The sequence below is a fragment of the Aporhodopirellula rubra genome (assembly GCF_014192335.1).
Taxonomy (GTDB): Bacteria; Planctomycetota; Planctomycetia; order Pirellulales; family Pirellulaceae; genus Rhodopirellula; species Rhodopirellula rubra.
In genome coordinates this window covers 56,069-73,817 of sequence record NZ_JACHXU010000001.1, presented here as the reverse complement: position 1 = coordinate 73,817, position 17,749 = coordinate 56,069, and the positions used below count along the sequence as shown (strand labels likewise).

Sequence of the window (17,749 nt, the reverse complement as noted above, 5' to 3'; positions counted from 1 at the left end):
GGACCATGGCCGCGAACGACAACGCGGCGTCAGCGTAATTGCCTCGGCCCCCATGCGAGATTCCGGCATCGAGTGGTTGGGCGAAGTGCCGGAGCATTGAGATGTTCAAAAGCTCTTTTGGCTCTCAAACCGAATCGGTGATGGCCTCCATGGAACACCAACTTACGAAGACTCGACTGGCTTGTTCTTTACTCGAAACGTCCGCCGCAGTCGAACTCCTTCCAGAACTAACGATCCAACCTCCATCGGAAGCGTCTCAGATTCGCGTTGCCCCAACTGTTGCCCCGAACACAGTCCAAACAGGCCGTCTGAGTCACCTTCTGACCAGCCCGTCTCAACGGCCTCCAACAACGAAAAAACCCCAGAAAACATTTGGTTTCCTGGGGTTTCTAACGATGGGCGATACAGAACTCGAATCTGTGACCTCTGCCGTGTGAAAGCAGCGCTCTAACCAACTGAGCTAATCGCCCGGCTTTGGGGGTCGCTCGAAAGCGAGTGCCCGGTGGCGGGGCGTTAAAATAACTTTTCCCTGTTTTTTTCGCAAGCGTGCGAGAACGGGCCTCAGGATCAAGTCCGCTTGTCAAACGACATCGTCTTTTGCGTATCGATGTAAACGGCTCGGTGCCTCCCAGACCGGTTGGCTCGAGACGTTGAACGCTCACGACTTTTTTGACAGGCAGGCTTTTTCGACAAGCTGACCGAACAACGCCATCCGAGGAATGCTCTAGACTGTCGGTCACAGGAATGGGTTTGCCAACACGTTGGGTTCGCTAAGGCACAAAGAATTCGTCGCGACATGAATGATGACGCTCGCTTATTGCTGCAACTCCTGCGTGATCGAGACCCGCGTTTCGTGCCGGAATTGATCGCGGAGTCGCGGCCGGAAGTGCTGGCGGACGTCGTCGACGAGTGGGTGCTCAGTCGGCGGCAATGGGAGGCCGAAGAGGCACAGCGATACTTGCTCGGCATCCCCGCTTCACCGGGGCATGAGGTTGTCGTGAGGCGATTGATCGTCGCGGCGGATGAACAACGCCGGGGCGGCGTGCTCGCTGCGGCGATGGTGATGGCGGATCAATTGGTGGTCCACGATCTTCGTCACGTCCGGGTTTGGGACTACGTGCAGCGTGGTTGGGTTGACGGAGTCCGATTGGACCGTCCATACGACCGCGTCATGCCGGTGTTGCCGATCGGTCACGATCAACGCGAACGACGAATCTGGTTCGCTCGCGGAGCAACGCATCAGAAACGTTTATTCTCGCTGGCGACGCGTCAATACGTTCGCCGGTTCGTCTGGAGATCGATACGAGAGTTCGCAAAAGAGACTCCCAGCGATTTCGTCAAAACGATGGGCAAGGCGTTGCGTTGGTACCCGCAGTCGTTTCCCAAAGATGGTGCTCAATTACTGGACGCGTGGTGTTTGATGAAAGCGTGTTTCGGCAAACACCCCGGACTCGAATTCAGTTCCCGTAAAGTTCGCTTGGCCGGCAATGCTGATTTGCGGGACTTGATTGACGACGATGCGACGCCACCCTACGCATCGTTGTGGGCGTCCGAGTTGGGGCGACGTGAAATGGAACGCGTCGCATCGCAGGCGGCTTCACCGTTCGTACAAACATGGGCCGAGGCGGTCCGCGTCACGCAGTTCAGCGGGTACACCAACCGGCTCAACAAAATTTGATATCTTAGTGCGCACTCTCAAAAGATGTTGCCAGAACGTGGTCGACCGTCGGGCGACGGTGGCTACAACAAAGATGGAAATGCCTTAAGACAACCAAGACTTGGGAAAGGAAGCGGATTCGTTCCGACGACGCGAAGACCTGAATTGCTGCGGTGTTCCGCCGTGGTTGAAATTCGAGAAGCATTCGCTTCCTCGAATCGCCGGTATTGTCCCCTCTCCATCGGTGAGATGGGACAATATCACGTACGTGACCATCTCACCGATGGAGAGGGGACCCGACGAATCGGGCCTCAGACGCGAAGTTGGCTTCAGTCGGTTCACCGCTTCCTTTCCCTTTTATTTTCCTCCGTGACGAGGAAGGGCTAAACGAATGTCCGTGTGGGATTCGCTCCGACGCTTGATCGCGCCACCGAAATTGCCGAAAACTTCGGAGGCCGATCGGCACGCGATGGCCGAATCGTTCAACCTGCATCGGAAGCGACCGTTGCCTGCGGTTCGCTTGAAAGAGCAACTCGATTTGTCATGGTTGGCTCGCCGGCGAACGGCCCCTGCGGCGGAACCGTTTGGTTATCTCGGTGATGGTGTTTCTTACGAACTCGGGCAACGAGTGACGGACGTCGAACGATTGTCATCGGCCGGACTGCCCGTTCTCAAAACACCGGAACAACTCGCCGAAGCGATTGGATTTTCCGCTCGGAGGCTGCGATGGCTGGCTTATCATCGAGACGCTCAGGCGTCGTGCCATTACATCCATTTCATCGTAGAAAAGAAAAGCGGGGGAGTGCGTTCGATCGCCGCCCCACGTCCCCAGATTGCGGCATGCTGTCGATGGATCGACCGCGAGATTCTGCGATTGATTCCTCCGCATGACGCTGCTCACGGATTCGTGCTTGGACGTAGCACGACAACGGCGGCACAACCTCATGTTGGCCAAGACGTGATCGTGAACATGGATCTTTCGGACTTCTTTCCGACGATCACCTTCCCACGCGTGCGGGGATGGTTCGCGTCGCTCGGATACAGTCGCCAAACGGCGACCGTGCTGGCGCTTCTGTGTACCGAGTCGCCTCGAACGCCAATCGACATGGATACCAGCAACGTCAATGCGAGTAGCATCGACACGGTGAACCATTCGCGGTTATGGCTTGCGACGGGTCCCAGGCAGTTACCACAGGGTGCGTGCACCAGTCCCGCGATCAGCAATCTAGTCTGCCGATCGATGGACAGGCGACTGACGGGATTGTGCGAAAAATTGGGATGGACGTACACGCGTTACGCCGATGACCTTTCGTTCTCTACGAGCGGCAAGGATGATTCGCAAATCGGGTATTTGATGCATCGAGTCGGCGGCATCGTTCGAGACGAACGGTTTGCGATCAACGACTCCAAGACGAGAGTGCAGCGTCGCAGCGGACGACAAACCGTCACGGGGCTGGTGGTGAACGATCGCATCGGCGTCCCGCGAGAAACCGTTCGCCAACTGCGTTCGATTCTGCACCATGCCAAAACGGAAGGGCTCGAAGCACAGAACCGTGAGGGGCACGCTGATTTCCTGGGATGGGTGACCGGCATGATCGGATACGTTGGCTTCGTCGACCCCGCAAAAGGAGAACGATTGCGTTCCCAGCTCGACCAAGTATTAAAGCAGGAGACGACATGACGACTCCGATCAGCGATGTGTTTGACGCGATCAACCAAGGCGGCGTGGTCGTGGTGGGTTCATTTGACACGCACGCGATCTCGCCTGCGGATGAAGATCGACTGCGCACCTTCATTCGAGAGACCGACCGATTGGCTCGCTCCGATGCGCCCGGCGACGCACCACCGCTGTGCCTTCGTAGTGCGTGCTGGGCGGCACAGACGATGCACTTTCTCTGCCGTACTTTGCTCGACCGAATTGACGTCGCGACGGAATTGCCGGCGGACCTCGCGGCGAACCGGCCGTCGGGAACGTCCGCTAGCGAACACTGGTCCGTCGACCTCGTGTTGCGTGTGCTCGCTGATATTGACCGTCGGTGTGCGGGCGCCAATCAACTCGATCCACTACGAACGACGATCCGCGAACTGGCCGCCCGTTGGCCACTCTCGGCGATCGGCATTCAAACGGACCTCTCTCCGAAATCAATGTCGGTCGTGTTGTCGCACCCCACACTGCGCCGCATCCTGGTCGATCGCATCGTGGCACGCGGCGACGCCGATCGAGCGAACCTACCGTGCGTTGCCGATGAGATTGCCGCCGCAACGCCAACCAAAATTCCCCAACTCTGATTCCCCAATGCTCCTTCCCAGGAAACGTACTGATGTCGATTGCCGCATTGCATCAAGTGTTCGATGAGACCCGTCGGTTAGCGATCGCGGGCAGCAACCTCGCTGCCGATGATTTCCGACTGAAAAAACTCATCCCTGTTCTCAATAAAAGTGGCCAGAAGGCTCCGGTGTTTGCAAAGGTTGCTCAAAGCGTCGAGCGACTGGTCAAAGCGGCGCCAAAGGAGTCCGCGGCGGCGCTACTCGATCTCAGTTCTCTCGTGATGGCGATCCTGTACACGCAAGGCGAACTCGGCGGCAAGGGACGAATCAAACCGATCAAGAGTATTGGCATACCTCTAACGCAAACTCAAACCCCCGCTCGTTTGCTCAAACCGGTCATCGAAGCTCTCTCGAGTGGCGGGTCGGGACGTTTGGAAACGGTTCGAAAAGCGTATCAGCAAGGCGTGTTTCAGGATCCCCGCCTCGTCAATCACGCGGTCGCGGGACTGGATGACCGGTACTCCGAAATGGCGGAACTCATGGAAAAGATCGTCGGCGATTATGGGCCTTCGATCGTGCCGTTGATCGAAGATGCGATCACGATTAAAGGCAAGAGCGGTGATGGACGGCGATTGCGAATCCTTCATCGGTTGGTTCCCCCAAAAGCCAGACCGATGGTTCTGGATGCATTCGAGAATGGATCAAAAGAAATGAAGCTCGCCGCGGTCGCGTGCCTCGGCGACGACCCCAGCGACCTGGAACTGCTAATGCAGCAGGCGGTTTCGAAACAGCGTGAAGTGCGCGAAGCGACCTATTCGCGACTCGCTTTATTCGACAAACCAGAAGTCAACGAACTCCTCGTCTCACGATTGAAAGGCGAGGAATCATGGAGGGTCGCGTCGGCAATCCGCGAGCAATACAGCAAGTCGCGTTTGAAACTCGTTTTGGAGTTACTCAGGGGCACGCTCGTCGAATTGCAACCTTTGCTTGACAAGCCCAAACTCAGCAGCGCTGAAAAGACACAAGCCGATGAATTGATCAACCGTTTTCAAGCGGGATGGGCGTGCTTCACGCTCCGCAACGACGCGGCATTGCAAAAGTTTGCCAAAGAAATACTCGATCGCTGGGACGATCTTCTGAGCGTGCGTGGAAAGTACTCAACCGGCAGCGACATCTTGCAGGCGATCGTGAACTGGAGCCTTGATCACGGGAAACCCGCACAGATCGGATTGATTGCCAGTCATCACGTCGATGCTCCTGAAGAATTGATCGGGTCGTGCCTGCGTGCGGCGCTGCAGAGCTATCCAGCGGCAACCTTTTACGACACGTTCTCTCCACTCTACCGCGTGTATTCAGGCGACCCCAAGCCCAAGAAGCGGGGCAAACAAACCGCGCAAGCCAAACAGGAAGCTCACAAATACGTTGAGTTCCGATCAGCGATCGAGAACCTCGGCCGTGACAGTTTGTTCGGCGAATGGAGTTGGGACGCGGGCGAAGGCGAAATGCAGGCGAGCCAAAAGAAGAACGGCGTTCGCCTCGATTCACGCTGGCTCGACGATTTCGTGGAAGCTCGCGACCTGGAACTGTTGGTGCATAGTGTTTCGGCGAAAGATCGGGCCGCGCTGGAATTCTTAGCCGAACACTTATCGCATCAGGTCAACAAAAAGGCGATCACGTTCGACGATCAATTGATCGCCTACAAGTTGTCGGCATGCAATTATCGCAAACGGTGCGACACGATTCTCGCACTTCTCGGCGGACTCAGCGAAGAACGGGTTCGAATCAAGAAACGCAAGGGTTATCACTATTTCCCTAACGTGCACTGGCTCGCGAAAGCGATCGAGCTGTTCACGGCGGACGAACGCAAGAAAGTCATGACAAGCCTCGAGAATCTTGACGAGACTCTCGTCGACGAACTGCTACCGCACCTGCAATAACAGGGAACACACCTCACGCCGTGACACCCTCCACGTTGGACGCCACGCCGGACACCACATCGAGCCGTGGGCACTCGTTAGACGCCGCGGTTACCTCGACTATCGCCGGGAACGGTCGCCCCCGAAACCGAGAGAACTTCGCCGAGCCGTCCCCACATCTGGACCATTTTTCGATAGGCGATGAACGACCCCAGTAGCCCGATCATTCCGGCGATAATCGCGATCAACATGAAATGCCGCGATTGGCTTTCGCTGAAAATCAACAGTGCCGCACCGACGAGTGGGATCAACGCGGCGATCAACAAGTAGGATTCACTTTGCCCGATCACTCGTCCCGCGTTCCGCTCGAACTCCGGATCCTGCATGGTGGGGCGGATCATTTTGGGGTAGTACGCACCGGCGCAAATCAAACCGAGCGAGAAGAACGGATAGATCATCGCCACGCCACCACAAACCAGCGATGAGACGAAAAGATGAATCGATTGGCTGGTCGTGAATTCAGGAAACCGTCTCGCCAACAAATACGGCATCAAGACGCCGGCGAAAATCCAACAACCGCCACCGATCAACGCGGCGAGATGCCCGAGTTGCAAGGTCGCCTTCACGTCAGAGTGATTCACTGCGTGACCTGCGGACGCGGCCTGCAACGCCCGCATCGGTGCTCGCGTGAAAGCGATCACCAACAGTGCACAAATGGGAAAAAACGTCAGGTTAATTTGATACGAGAGTGCATCGAGACCGTTCTGCGTGGTCTCGGTCATGATCTCGTTGAAGTTGTACAGATAGTGAAATCGACCGGCCGCCATGTTGGGCAGGAGGATGACCACGATCGTGACCCACCAAGGGGAGCGGCGCATCAACCAAGCCGTCCATGAGTTCGGGTTGGGTTCAAACAGTTCGGCGGCCTCGGGATGCACGGCTAAACGCAGACTTCCTGCAAATTCAGACCCGCTCCATGGTCGCGAATCGGGGTCGGCTGAGAGGGCTTTGCGGAGCACCGATTCGAGCACACGCTGAGACGCCGTATCGTCTCGATCAGGCGGTCGCAATTCTTTCAACCTGCCATCGAGTTGGTTCGACACCGCTTGCGTCCACGAGTCGGCGTTGGCGGCACAATCGAACGGTCGCGTGCCCTGCCATAACTCCCAGAGCAAGACCGCCAACGAATACAAATCAGCCCGCTCCCGCACGTCTTCTTTCGGTGCCATCACATTGGCCGTGATCGCGCGGAGGTGTTCGGGTGACATGTAACCGACGGACCCGCCGAGCGAACAGGCGGCGCCGGCTCGTCCGGCCGCTCCCGCGAGGCTGACGTTGAAATCAGCGAGTTGCGGAATGCCCTCCGCAGTGAGCAGAACGTTGGCGGGTTTCACATCGCGATGCAACACACCGGTGTCATGAGCGGTCTGCAACGCGTGAGCGATTTGGATACCGATCCAAGCCACGAGTTTGGGCCACTCGACATCGCGGATCCACTCGCGAACAGCCGAACGTTCGGGAACGACTTGCGCGGCAGCCAACAGATTCTCATCGACCGACTGCAGCAACAGACTTCCGCGACGTCGCATGCGGTGGGTTGTTTTGGCTTTCGCGATCACGTCCGCCAAAGTGCCACCAGGATGAAACTGCATGTACAGCAAATGCAGTGGCGGGTCATCCAGGAACCGCTGATCGAAGACGCGGATGATGTTGGGATGATCGAACTGCGCGAGCGCCCGTGATTCCCCGTCCTCGTTAACAAGACATTTTTTCGCTCGCGAAACTTTGACCGCAACAAGACGTGACATCGAGATTTGGCGAGCGAGATAGACGTGCGCGAAGGCACCTTTACCGAGTAGTTGGAGGATCTCGAAATCATCGACAGTGGCCCCCGGATCGATCGGGTCGGGTGGCTGAGTTTGCTCGCGAGGCATGGCAGTTTCGCAAACGCCGAGCAAGGGGGCGAGCGAGTCAGCGTATTGAGGATAGCGAGCGGCAAACTCGGCATATCCGGGTTCCAGCCCGCATTCACGCTGCAACTGGATGTCTTCCATGACGAGGTCAAGCGGCGTCGACTCGGGAGTGATCAGGTCGGGCAACGCCGTGTAATAGTGCTCGAGCGGACGTGGGCATCCCGATTCCACCGCCATTGCCATCTGCAGTTTGATTAACTCGACAAGAACGAAATGCCGGGTGTCGTCGTCAGCGTCAGGCAGATACGCGACCAGACATTCGGGCGCATCGGTATTCTCGGCATCGGAGAACGCCTGCAGGCATTCGAGCATGATTTCATCGAGCGACGCGTTGTCGTCACCGGCTGCGCAGGCGTCCGCGGAAGCACTTCTGGTGGCAGAGTCTCGGTCATCGGCGGCGGGCTCGGGTGTCACGTCCATGATTGTCGTTATAACCCATCCCCCGTCCGGATCGACCAGTGACTTGAGCAAAAACACTTCCCTTTGCAAGGTTTCACTACGTCGAGCAACGCCACACATTTTGCGATTCGCGACGTGAAAACTTCATGGTCCGATCGAGGGATGCCGACGCAGGCTCCGATACAACCGGAGCGATAGATGGTGCCGAGGCTGGCTTTGCACCCAAACCAATATTCACCGTGGAACTCTCCGGCCATGCGTTGCAATAGATCACTTTGGAGCCTCAGCGGTGTCGTCGTCATGACGCTCACCGGGTGGCTCACCCTCGGTGCCAACTCGGCATCTGCCATTGAAGGCACCGAACTGAATTCGTCCGTTGGCCTTTGGGCTCCGCTGTTGCCGGACCTCGCCAACGACTCGGGTGATTCGGTTGGCACGGTTCTTGGGCTTTCGGGACACCATCGTTTTGATGGTTACCGGACGAGCATCGAATCGGGAGTTACGTACGGCATCTCCGACTCGGCCGAAATGGTCGGCGTGGACGTGTTGCTTCGTGACACGTGGGACTTTGGCAAACATCACCTGTCGGCCGGCTTCGGCTACAGCATGATGGATTGGGACCAAGACACCGTGGGACACGACATCGAGTCGAACTACCAAGGTGCCAAAGTCGTCACCGGATGGGAAACCTGTTTCGGCCGCACGCCCGTATGGCTCGACCTGACGTTGGGTCTGTACGACCTCGACGGGGCCTACGTCGGCGATGACGGAGCCGGTGGATTCAACACGGGAACGACCGGTGGATTCACGACCACGTACGGGTTCGACATCAAAACCGAATTCGACTGCTGTGGCATCCCAGCCCGTGCGATCTTCGGACTGAACTACTTCGACGACTTCGCCGTGTGGCGAGCTGGACAGGTCGACACCGAAGACGCGGTCGTGCTGAACGGATCGATCGAGTTCCGCTTGTACTAAGCCGACCCCGGTTACGAGATTTAGAAAGAGCATACCGATCGCCAGCGTGATCGAAGTCTGCTCAAGTTGGAGTTACCGGTCGACGGAGCGATCGGTAGGTCAACGAGTCGGGCTCAGCATGTAACGTGAGCCGACGCAATTTTCTCGAAACCCCGCTTTGGGCAAATCAGAGTGGGCGTCGGGGCCAAAGTAACGAAGCCTCACGAGCGGTTCGCTGCCGAGGTTTTCGATCTCAACATCCTTGGTTGCCGCGACGTGTGAGATGAAGACCTCGTCAGTCGTGTTTTCGCCGAAACGAATCATGGCTGGCGTTTGCAGATCGAGTGATCCCATTCGTCCGCGTCCCTGCACCGTGATCCAACTGCTCGTTGCACCGTCTTGCAAGGTGCACTTCGCACCCGGTTGCGATGTCAACTCTTTGGCACTGAAGAACTGCTGTCCATCGACGGTTCTGTAGACGATCCAAAGGTCATCGTATCCGTCGCCACTGCGTTTTTTGTCGCGGACGGGTTCGAGATAGTTGCTGTTCTTGAAGTGGGTGTCCACGTTCTTGTCCCATTCCAACTGGCCGACGATGAAGTCCAGGTCCTGGTGTTTCTCTTCAGGCATGTCTTTGACCAACAGTGACCAAGGCACGTAGCGGCCGTCGACGACCGATTGATACATGCCGAACACGCCGCTGCCCCATTGGGGTTCTTACGTGCAGAGTAAACCTGGTGCGTGCAGGACTCTCGGTGGGATCAACCAACCGGTCCCCCGCTTGAGGCGGTACGCGCGGCTGAGGTCGAGGATGCCATTGTCGCCCGCGTTCCAGTTTTCCAAACATCGCCGAACATCGGCGGGTTCCGTGCCGGGCTTGAGCCTGAGCTCGAGCCCCATGAACGTGTGGGCAAAGTTGTTATCGATATTGTTGATCTGTGGCGGGAAATAATAACTCTCCGGCTTGCCCTCTTGCCCGACCAGTTTCGTGTCCTCGAACGACTGGTGCATGTGATGCGGAATCGGCCCCATGTTGTCGAAGAATTTCGAATACACTGGCCATCGATCATACTTTTTGAAGACCGATTTTCCGACGAGATCAACACCTCGTTCGGCGACGGCATCTTTGAGCAAGAATTTTTTTCCTTCGAAAAGGCAAAACTGAGGCCATCGTGCCAAACACGCCCATCGTTAGCAGCCTCAGTCGTGCTGCCGAACCATCGTTTGCCGATTCCGCCCCGATCGGCTCCAAAGCGGTAATAATCACCAGGATGCAATTTGATCCGGCGTCCGGGGTGCAAGAACGAGCGAGGCACCCAGGTAGGCGTCAGACGCAAAAGTCCGTCACCCGCATCCATTGCCTAATCGAGTAACTTGGTGACACTGTCGCCTTTTAGGAGGCCTTCATCTAATTTCACGTTGCTCATCAGGGCGGCCCCGCTTACAGATTTGCATAAAAGCGGGAAAATCGGGGGGGGGCGGCATTCACAGCCTCAGTCTATAGGATACCCCGTTTGGCACCGATCGCACCTGACCCCAACGCCTTACGCGAAACGAATTCACCTAGAGCTGCCTAACTCGACCTCGACGCTATCTGACTTATCTCACGACGAATCAATTCGACCTCCGCGACATCGCATGGACGTCGATTCCGACCACCAAAATTCCCGCCGGATTTCCGAGCGGTTTTCCAATCATACGCCATCTCCCTTAACCCCTTTTTCCGTCATGCCGACTGAATCTATTGTCCTGCGAACGACCGATGACCGCGAACAGCGAATTGAGTGGGACGAATCCAGCCCGCTGCATCTCACAATCGAAACCCGCGTCGGAGAACTGACGATCCGCAGCGGAGTTTTCCGCGGTGGTGTCAGCGAAGGCGTCGAAATTATCCGCATGGCCAACTCTCGCATGCACGTCGACATCCTGCCGACACGCGGCATGTCGATTTGGCGAATGCAGGCCGGAGGCATTCGCTACCAGTGGCAATCACCTGTCGTTGGACCGGTTCACCCGAACTACGTCGACGTCAGTGAGCCGAGCGGTTTGGGTTGGCTGTCGGGCTTCGACGAACTCGTGGCCCGGTGCGGACTCGAGAGCAACGGTGCGCCCGAACACGACGCGTCGGGGCGGTTGGTTTATCCGCTCCACGGTCATATCGCCAACACTCCCGCCGACGCGATATCGGTCGAATTCGACGAGGCATCGGGGCGAGCCGAATTGGTCGCCGAAACGATCGAAGCCAAACTGTTCTTCAAACGCTTGCGAATGCGCACCCGCGTTCGGATCCACGCCGACCGCGATGACGTTGAACTGCTCGACGACGTAACCAACGAACTGTCGACGCCGGCCTCGATGCAAATGCTGTATCACATCAACCTCGGCAGCCCCGTGCTCGGCAAAGACGCTCGATTGAACGTTGCCGTTGAAGAAGTCGCGCCACGTGACGACCATGCGGCCGAAGAGATCGACCGCTGGGAACGCTTTGACGGTCCGACATCGGGATACCAAGAACGAGTTTATTTCGCCAAACCGTGTGCTGACGAATCGGGGATGGCGCATGCAATGATCGCCGATGCAAAAGGAGCACGCGGGTTGTCGGTTCGATTCAAGACATCCACGCTGCCTTGGTTCGTGTTGTGGAAAAATTGCGCCGAGATCGACGACGGGTACGTCGCCGGTATGGAACCGAGCACCAACTTCCCAAACCCACGAAGTTTCGAACACGAACGTGGCCGAACCGTGAATCTCGGTCCCGGTGAAACCGAATCGTTCCGCGTCACACTCTCTCCGCTGACCACGGCCGAGGCGGTCCAACAGGCTGACGAGTCGATTCGAAAAATTCGCGAAGATCAGTCGATCGAAGTTTCCACGTCGCAAACTCCACGGCCTGAATGGAGCGTGGGTGTCCAGTGATATGAAACGCAATGCGATGGCAACGGATCTCTGAATCAACGGCGGAACAACAGCATGAGTGAGTTCGAATATCTCGGCCCCTACGAAATCGGAAAGATCATCGGTCGCGGTGGAATGGGATCAGTCTACGAAGCGACGCACGCCAAATCAGGCGAACGGGTCGCGGTCAAGCTGATCGCCCAACACGTTGCCGATGACATGCGATTTCGTCGACGCTTTGATGCCGAGATCGAAACGCTCCGACGACTTCGTCATCCCGGAATTGTGCGTCTGATCGGATACGGTGAAGAGAAAGGGCGACTGTTCTATGCGATGGAACTCGTTCATGGCGAATCACTGCAACAACGCATCCGCGATGTCAAACGGATGGGATGGTTGCCGGCCGTGGACATCGCAATTCAGATCACCTCCGCGCTCAAACACGCTCATGATATCGGTGTGATCCATCGCGATTTGAAACCCGCGAACTTACTGCTGACCGAAGACAACCAAGTCAAATTGGTCGATTTTGGAATCGCAAAACTTTTTGGATACGGCGAACAAACGCTCGCCGGTTCGGTACTCGGCACGGCCGACTACATGGCCCCCGAACAAGCCGGTGATGGCCCGATCACACCGCGGACGGACCTCTACGCACTCGGCAGCGTGATGTACGCGATGATGGCGGGACGTTCGCCGTTTGCCGGCAAGAAACTCACGCAGGTGATCGAGTCGCTCAAACGAGACCGCGCCGTACCACTCGAACTCATCAATCCCGAGATTCCTCTCGAGGTGGTTGAGATCGTGCATCATTTGCTCGAGAAAGACCCAAAACAACGCCCGCCGACCGCGTTGGCTGTTTCCAAACGTCTTAAGGCCACCCGGGCCGGACTGCAACGAGGGCAAACCGTTGCACTGGAGAATGACCTCACGCGGAGCGGAACGGATGTTCGTGACGATGCCCGTAATCCGTCGGATACGCAACACTCACACGAAACCGATGCCTCGCATGTTCGCAACCCCGGCACGCATCAGGAACCGTCAGGCGACGATGCCCTGACGACGTCCAAGCCCATCTCGTCACACGCGCTCGCCAGCGATGCCGGCACAAACGCAAACAGCGGAATCGCGACCGCGGCCACCGTGACGCCCGACGATTCACCATCGAACAGCGGAGAAACCGAAAACCGATCGACAGAGTTCGTCACTTCATCACCCGTTGTATCGACAACCACCTTCAAGACGATCGCAAGCGAGGAATCGGAGGCGGGTTACTTTGGCCCCGAACCGGCTGTTTCACCTACCCATCACTGGATTCAATTCGCGTCGATCGCGGCGATGATCGCGATCCTGGCGGGAGGTGTGTATCTGTTTGTGATGGCCGTTCAAACGCCCTCGGCTGATTCCATCTTCTCAACCTTGCAAACCGCTGAACAAGACGGCGACCTGACACTCAATACGACGCTCATGGAACGCTTCCTCAAGTCGTACCCCGACGATGAAAATGCCGACCAAGTGAGGCAGTGGCAACGGCAGGCCGAACTCGAGCAAACAATCAAGAGGCTCACCGCCCGTGCCCGACGTTTCGGTGGTGCCTCTCAACTCGATCCCGCCGCTCAAGCCTTCCTCGACGCCATGCAACTCCGCGAGACGTCTTCCGAAGAAGCGCAGACTCACCTGCACGCGTGGCTTGATGTGTTTGCCTCTGACGACGCGCAACCAAGCTCATTCGAACTCGTCCGAATGACACGTTTGGTACGCGACGAACTCGATCGTCTCGAATCCACCGAGCCGCAGGATTTGAAAGGGGATGCCCGAGTAGCTGTTTTGATGCAGCGGCTGACCGCGAGTAAAAAGATGACTTCTGCGGAACGCACCAATCTGCTTCGTGGGATCATTCGACTTTACCAAAACGACGCCTGGGCACGTCCAGTTGTTGACCAAGCGACCGAGATGCTCGCAGCAGAGAATGGGTCACCTACGTCTTAATTAAGGCGCACGAGCATCGGTCGCGTTGAAACGGTGGAAACCGTCACCGAGCGAGTGATAACGTCCACATGCGCCAAATGGTGCATGATTACCGAGCGTCACGATTTTTCGGCGCGACGTGGTCCCAATATCACAGGTCCACGGCACTTCTGCGGCCCTCTCCGCTAAGAACATGCACGCAATTAACGCAACTTCCGCAAGCAGCAAACTCAACGCGGACCTCGCAACCCTCCCCAATCTCTCGACTAGAACCGTGAGTAGCGGATCCCCCCCCGGCAACAAGCAATCCTGTCACGAAAGTGTGACAATCTAGACGATTTATCAATTTGAGTACTTCCCTACTGGGTGCTGCAAATGGACGCACATCCCGTATCCCCCCACGCACTAATTACAAGGATGTTTGAATGAATCTACGGCGGAACTCAAACGCACCATCACGACGGCGTCAGCTGTTGTTGCAACTCGTAGCAGTTGCATCGATTTCAGGAGGCAGTGTGATGGCTGCCGACGAATCTGGCACTCGGCTCGTCACGGCAATGGTCCACGACTGCTGCCCACCCGCCGTTTCATCGCCTTGCTATCCTGGTGAATACGGTCAACCGACGATCATCGACGGTTCGGTCGAAGCGACACCGAACTCCGATGCAGTCACGGCCCCGACACCGGATCCGACATTTCAATCGGATGTGTCCTCATCCTTCGACGCTCCTTTGACGGCCAACACCGCGGCAAACAACTTCGCCGCCACGGCTGGAGCGACCTCGTTGGCGAGCACAACGGGCAGCGGCGGCGGACTCGACGCGCCTAACATGCTGGGTGACTCGCCTGGTTATGGAACTATCTACACCCCGCTGGCCGGATCGCCATATACGATCCCCAATACGGCGTCGCGTCGATACAAAATCAGCGAGAACGTGAGCCCGATTCCTCAGGACAGAGTGTTCTTCTCCTACAGCCATTTCGATGGTGCACTGAGCGTTGACGGCGATGTCTCTACGTATCTCGACCGTTACATACTGGGTGGCGAAAAGACTTTTCTCGATGGTCTGTTCTCGTTTGAAATGCGCATCACCATCGCCGATGGTTTTGATGCGACCCAAACAGCAGCAACATTGCAACGAGCTGGTGAGTTCGGAAACCTTCAAATGTCACTCAAGAGTCTGCTGTACTCCAGCGATTCTTGCATGATCGGTGGTGGTTTGACGCTTGCGGTTCCAACTGCAGACGACGTCCAAATTGGAACTACCATCATTGAGAACGAAACGGTCTATCTCGCGCCGTTCATTGGTTTTGTTAATACGCCTACCGACGACTGCTTCTTCCAAGGCTTCATGCAAACCGATTTCGCACTCGGTGGTGATTCCGTGACCGATGGGGCCGAGACGGGTGTCTTCCAAGACCAACATCTGCTTTACACCAGTCTTTCGGCAGGTTGCTGGCTGCTTCGTGATGACAGCAGCAACGCACTCGTCAATGGCTTAGCTGCGATGACCGAGTTGCACTACACAACTGCGTTTAATGACGGCGACAACGTCACAACCGCGTCCGGTACGCTGGCAGCGCCCGGCAGCATTGACGTGGTCAACACGACTGCCGGTTTCGTGATCAACAAAGGCCTTACCAACATCCGCGTCGCCGGCAGCGTGCCGCTGGATTGGGAAGACCGTTTCTACGACAGCGAATTCCAAGTTCAGATCAACCGCCGGTTCTAGAACTTTGTGAATCGCGGCCGATCAGGGCCGCACGCTTCGGGTCGTTACTGATGGCATCGGGCTGGACGCTCTCCAAGAGCGTCCAGCCTTTTTTTGTTGCGTTCGGCCGCAGCGCCGCCCCCCGCCAAAGAGGTAAACTCGGTACAATCGAGACTGTGCACGATTGGTTGACTTCGCACCCAGTCTCAATGCGACCATGCGAAGGGCTCTCTTCGCCCCGACTCAACGGCCATCGATCAAAATAGGAGCAACGATGACTCACCAGGACCCATTCGGCCAACCGAACGATTCCAATCCAAACGCCAACGCCGGCCCCTACTCGGCATCACCGTATGGCGCATCGATGCAGCCGATGACACCGCCGCCCAAGAAGAACAGAACCCTACTGATTGTCGCATTGATCGCGGTCGCGACGTTGCCGGTAATGTGTGTTTGCGCGGGGCTGTTGTTGCCCGCCGTCCAAGCCGCTCGGGAAGCCGCACGACGGATGTCCTGTAGCAACAACATCAAACAGATCGGTCTGGCCATGCACAACTATCATATGGCCTACGATTCGTTGCCCCCGGCGTACACCGTCGACGCCAACGGCAAACCGCTTCACAGTTGGCGAACGCTGCTGCTTCCGTACTTGGAACAACAGGCCCTCTACAATGAAATCGATCTGACTCGGCCGTGGGATGATCCGGTTAATCGTGAAATCAGCGAGACTGTCGTCCCAACCTACAACTGTCCTTCCACCGGAGAGGCTTCCAATCTGACCACGTATGTCGCAGTAGTCGATCCGACCGGTATCTTCACTGGCTCGAACCCGATCAGCTTCCAAGACATCACCGATGGACTGAGCAACACGTTGATGGTGATGGAAACCTCGCCCGACTCCGCCGTCCCCTGGATGAGTCCGCAGGACGCGGATGCCAATGAGTTTGTGAATGCCGCAAACGCCTCCCACGCTCATCCAGGCGGTGCCCACGTCCTGATGGGTGATGGCGCGGTGCAGTTCTTTACCGACAGCACCGACATCACGGTGCGAAAGGAGCTGATCAACCGCTCCGATGGCGCGGGCACGAAGATGAATAGTCTGGCGTCGCGAGATGGTGCGTTCGGCGAACAACCGGGATATCGACACGCCGCTACCGGAGCGGTTTTCTCAGCACCGACAGATGAATGGATGCTTGCCACCGGTGCGGCTGCAGCCAACTACAACGAACTAGCTAGCGCCGCCGTCGTTCATAGCGGCAATCAAAAACATGGTGAGCGGATGGGTATTCTCATCATCGAATCACTCGCCGACGTCGGAATCGACTCGATCGATCTGAATCAGACGGCCAACAACCTCGTCAACCAAATGGCGTTGTCCAATAAGAAACTCGAGAACCTCGACGAGATCACCGACTACGGCGTTCCCGTCGCTCGCTACACCGTGGTGGGTGATGTCGAGGGCGCGGGCCGATTACGGTACGACTGCTCCGTGTTTTTGAAAAACGAATACCTGTTCCAAGTCGTTGCATTCGGTTTGGCAGAGAACACCCCTGTGAACGATCCCCAACTCCAATCGATCCACGCGTCCCTTCGATTCCCATAACTGGTCGAGGAAACGTGGCGGCAGAGTTGTTTGCACGCGAACCGGGCGGCGACCGGATCTATTGATTTAATCGAGAGCAACCCGCCGCGAGAAATGTGAAGCCGCGTGTGACGCGAGAACGCTTTTCGAGTCATTGAACCGGGCGTCAGTGTCCCGGCTGCTCGCTGCGTGAATCGATCGAGATCCCGAGGGAACCCCGTCGGCGTTCCGCGTTTCCCCTCATCAACACCCGCGAAAAACTTCTTGACTTGCCAATTTTGGGAGTTGAGCCCGCCGTGAGCGGAGGGTTAGGGGGCATCCCACACACTGACACAGCCCTAGCGGTGCTCTCACCCGCACTGATGCGATTTGCCTTCCCCTGTCGGCTTTTGCAACCGATAGTTCACTTTGTCAATCGACGT

Annotated in this window: 12 protein-coding genes and 1 tRNA gene; 9 read left to right on the top strand and 4 right to left on the bottom strand. The window is 56.9% G+C overall.

The genetic code is table 11. The annotated features are described in order from the left end of the window. Positions 1–396 precede the first annotated feature (396 nt). Positions 397–470: transfer RNA gene (locus FHS27_RS00320), tRNA-Val, on the bottom strand. Between the two features lie 326 nt (positions 471–796). On the opposite strand from FHS27_RS00320, the gene FHS27_RS00315 reads away from it, so the two are divergent. The 4 genes from FHS27_RS00315 to FHS27_RS00300 all read left to right on the top strand — a co-directional run bounded on the left by FHS27_RS00315 (position 797) and on the right by FHS27_RS00300 (position 5,862). Further along, positions 797–1,678, top strand: coding sequence for a hypothetical protein (locus tag FHS27_RS00315; protein ID WP_184300203.1), 882 nt, complete (start codon positions 797–799; stop codon positions 1,676–1,678). Between the two features lie 370 nt (positions 1,679–2,048). Then, positions 2,049–3,338 (top strand): reverse transcriptase family protein, encoded by a 1,290-nt coding sequence (locus FHS27_RS00310; RefSeq protein WP_184300200.1) that lies wholly within the window; start codon positions 2,049–2,051, stop codon positions 3,336–3,338. Then, positions 3,335–3,946 (top strand): hypothetical protein, encoded by a 612-nt coding sequence (locus FHS27_RS00305; protein WP_184300198.1) that lies wholly within the window; start codon positions 3,335–3,337, stop codon positions 3,944–3,946. The genes FHS27_RS00310 and FHS27_RS00305 overlap by 4 nt, the downstream gene beginning before the upstream one ends. A gap of 32 nt (positions 3,947–3,978) precedes the next feature. After that, positions 3,979–5,862, top strand: a complete 1,884-nt coding sequence (locus FHS27_RS00300; protein ID WP_184300195.1) for a hypothetical protein — start codon at positions 3,979–3,981, stop codon at positions 5,860–5,862. Between the two features lie 77 nt (positions 5,863–5,939). On the opposite strand, the gene FHS27_RS00295 is transcribed toward FHS27_RS00300, so the two are convergent. Further along, positions 5,940–8,234 carry a serine/threonine-protein kinase gene (locus FHS27_RS00295; RefSeq protein WP_184300192.1) on the bottom strand — a complete coding sequence of 765 codons (2,295 nt, stop codon included), beginning with the start codon at positions 8,232–8,234 and terminating at the stop codon, positions 5,940–5,942. 234 nt (positions 8,235–8,468) lie between these two features. Here FHS27_RS00295 and FHS27_RS00290 point away from each other — a divergent pair, with 234 nt between their 5' ends. After that, positions 8,469–9,191, top strand: a complete 723-nt coding sequence (locus FHS27_RS00290; protein ID WP_246418943.1) for a hypothetical protein — start codon at positions 8,469–8,471, stop codon at positions 9,189–9,191. A 99-nt stretch (positions 9,192–9,290) separates the two neighbouring features. Here FHS27_RS00290 and FHS27_RS30890 read toward each other — a convergent pair whose 3' ends face one another. Together FHS27_RS30890 and FHS27_RS30885 are read right to left on the bottom strand one after the other, a co-directional pair. Then, positions 9,291–9,857 carry a hypothetical protein gene (locus tag FHS27_RS30890; RefSeq protein WP_246418942.1) on the bottom strand — a complete coding sequence of 189 codons (567 nt, stop codon included), beginning with the start codon at positions 9,855–9,857 and terminating at the stop codon, positions 9,291–9,293. Positions 9,858–9,887: 30 nt separating this feature from the next. Then, on the bottom strand, positions 9,888–10,304 hold the full coding sequence (locus FHS27_RS30885) for a hypothetical protein (protein WP_246418941.1): 417 nt from the start codon (positions 10,302–10,304) through the stop codon (positions 9,888–9,890). A 594-nt stretch (positions 10,305–10,898) separates the two neighbouring features. Between FHS27_RS30885 and FHS27_RS00280 the strand changes: the two genes are divergently transcribed. The 4 genes from FHS27_RS00280 (at position 10,899) to FHS27_RS00265 (ending at position 17,348) form a co-directional block, all read left to right on the top strand. Next, positions 10,899–12,086, top strand: coding sequence for an aldose 1-epimerase family protein (locus FHS27_RS00280; RefSeq protein ID WP_184300189.1), 1,188 nt, complete (start codon positions 10,899–10,901; stop codon positions 12,084–12,086). Between the two features lie 54 nt (positions 12,087–12,140). Continuing rightward, entirely contained in the window at positions 12,141–14,054 is a 1,914-nt protein-coding gene (locus tag FHS27_RS00275) for a serine/threonine-protein kinase (protein ID WP_184300186.1), read from the top strand. 497 nt (positions 14,055–14,551) lie between these two features. Then, positions 14,552–15,766 carry a hypothetical protein gene (locus FHS27_RS00270; protein WP_246418940.1) on the top strand — a complete coding sequence of 405 codons (1,215 nt, stop codon included), beginning with the start codon at positions 14,552–14,554 and terminating at the stop codon, positions 15,764–15,766. Positions 15,767–16,019: 253 nt separating this feature from the next. Continuing rightward, positions 16,020–17,348 (top strand): DUF1559 domain-containing protein, encoded by a 1,329-nt coding sequence (locus FHS27_RS00265; RefSeq protein ID WP_246418939.1) that lies wholly within the window; start codon positions 16,020–16,022, stop codon positions 17,346–17,348. Positions 17,349–17,749: the final 401 nt, after the last annotated feature.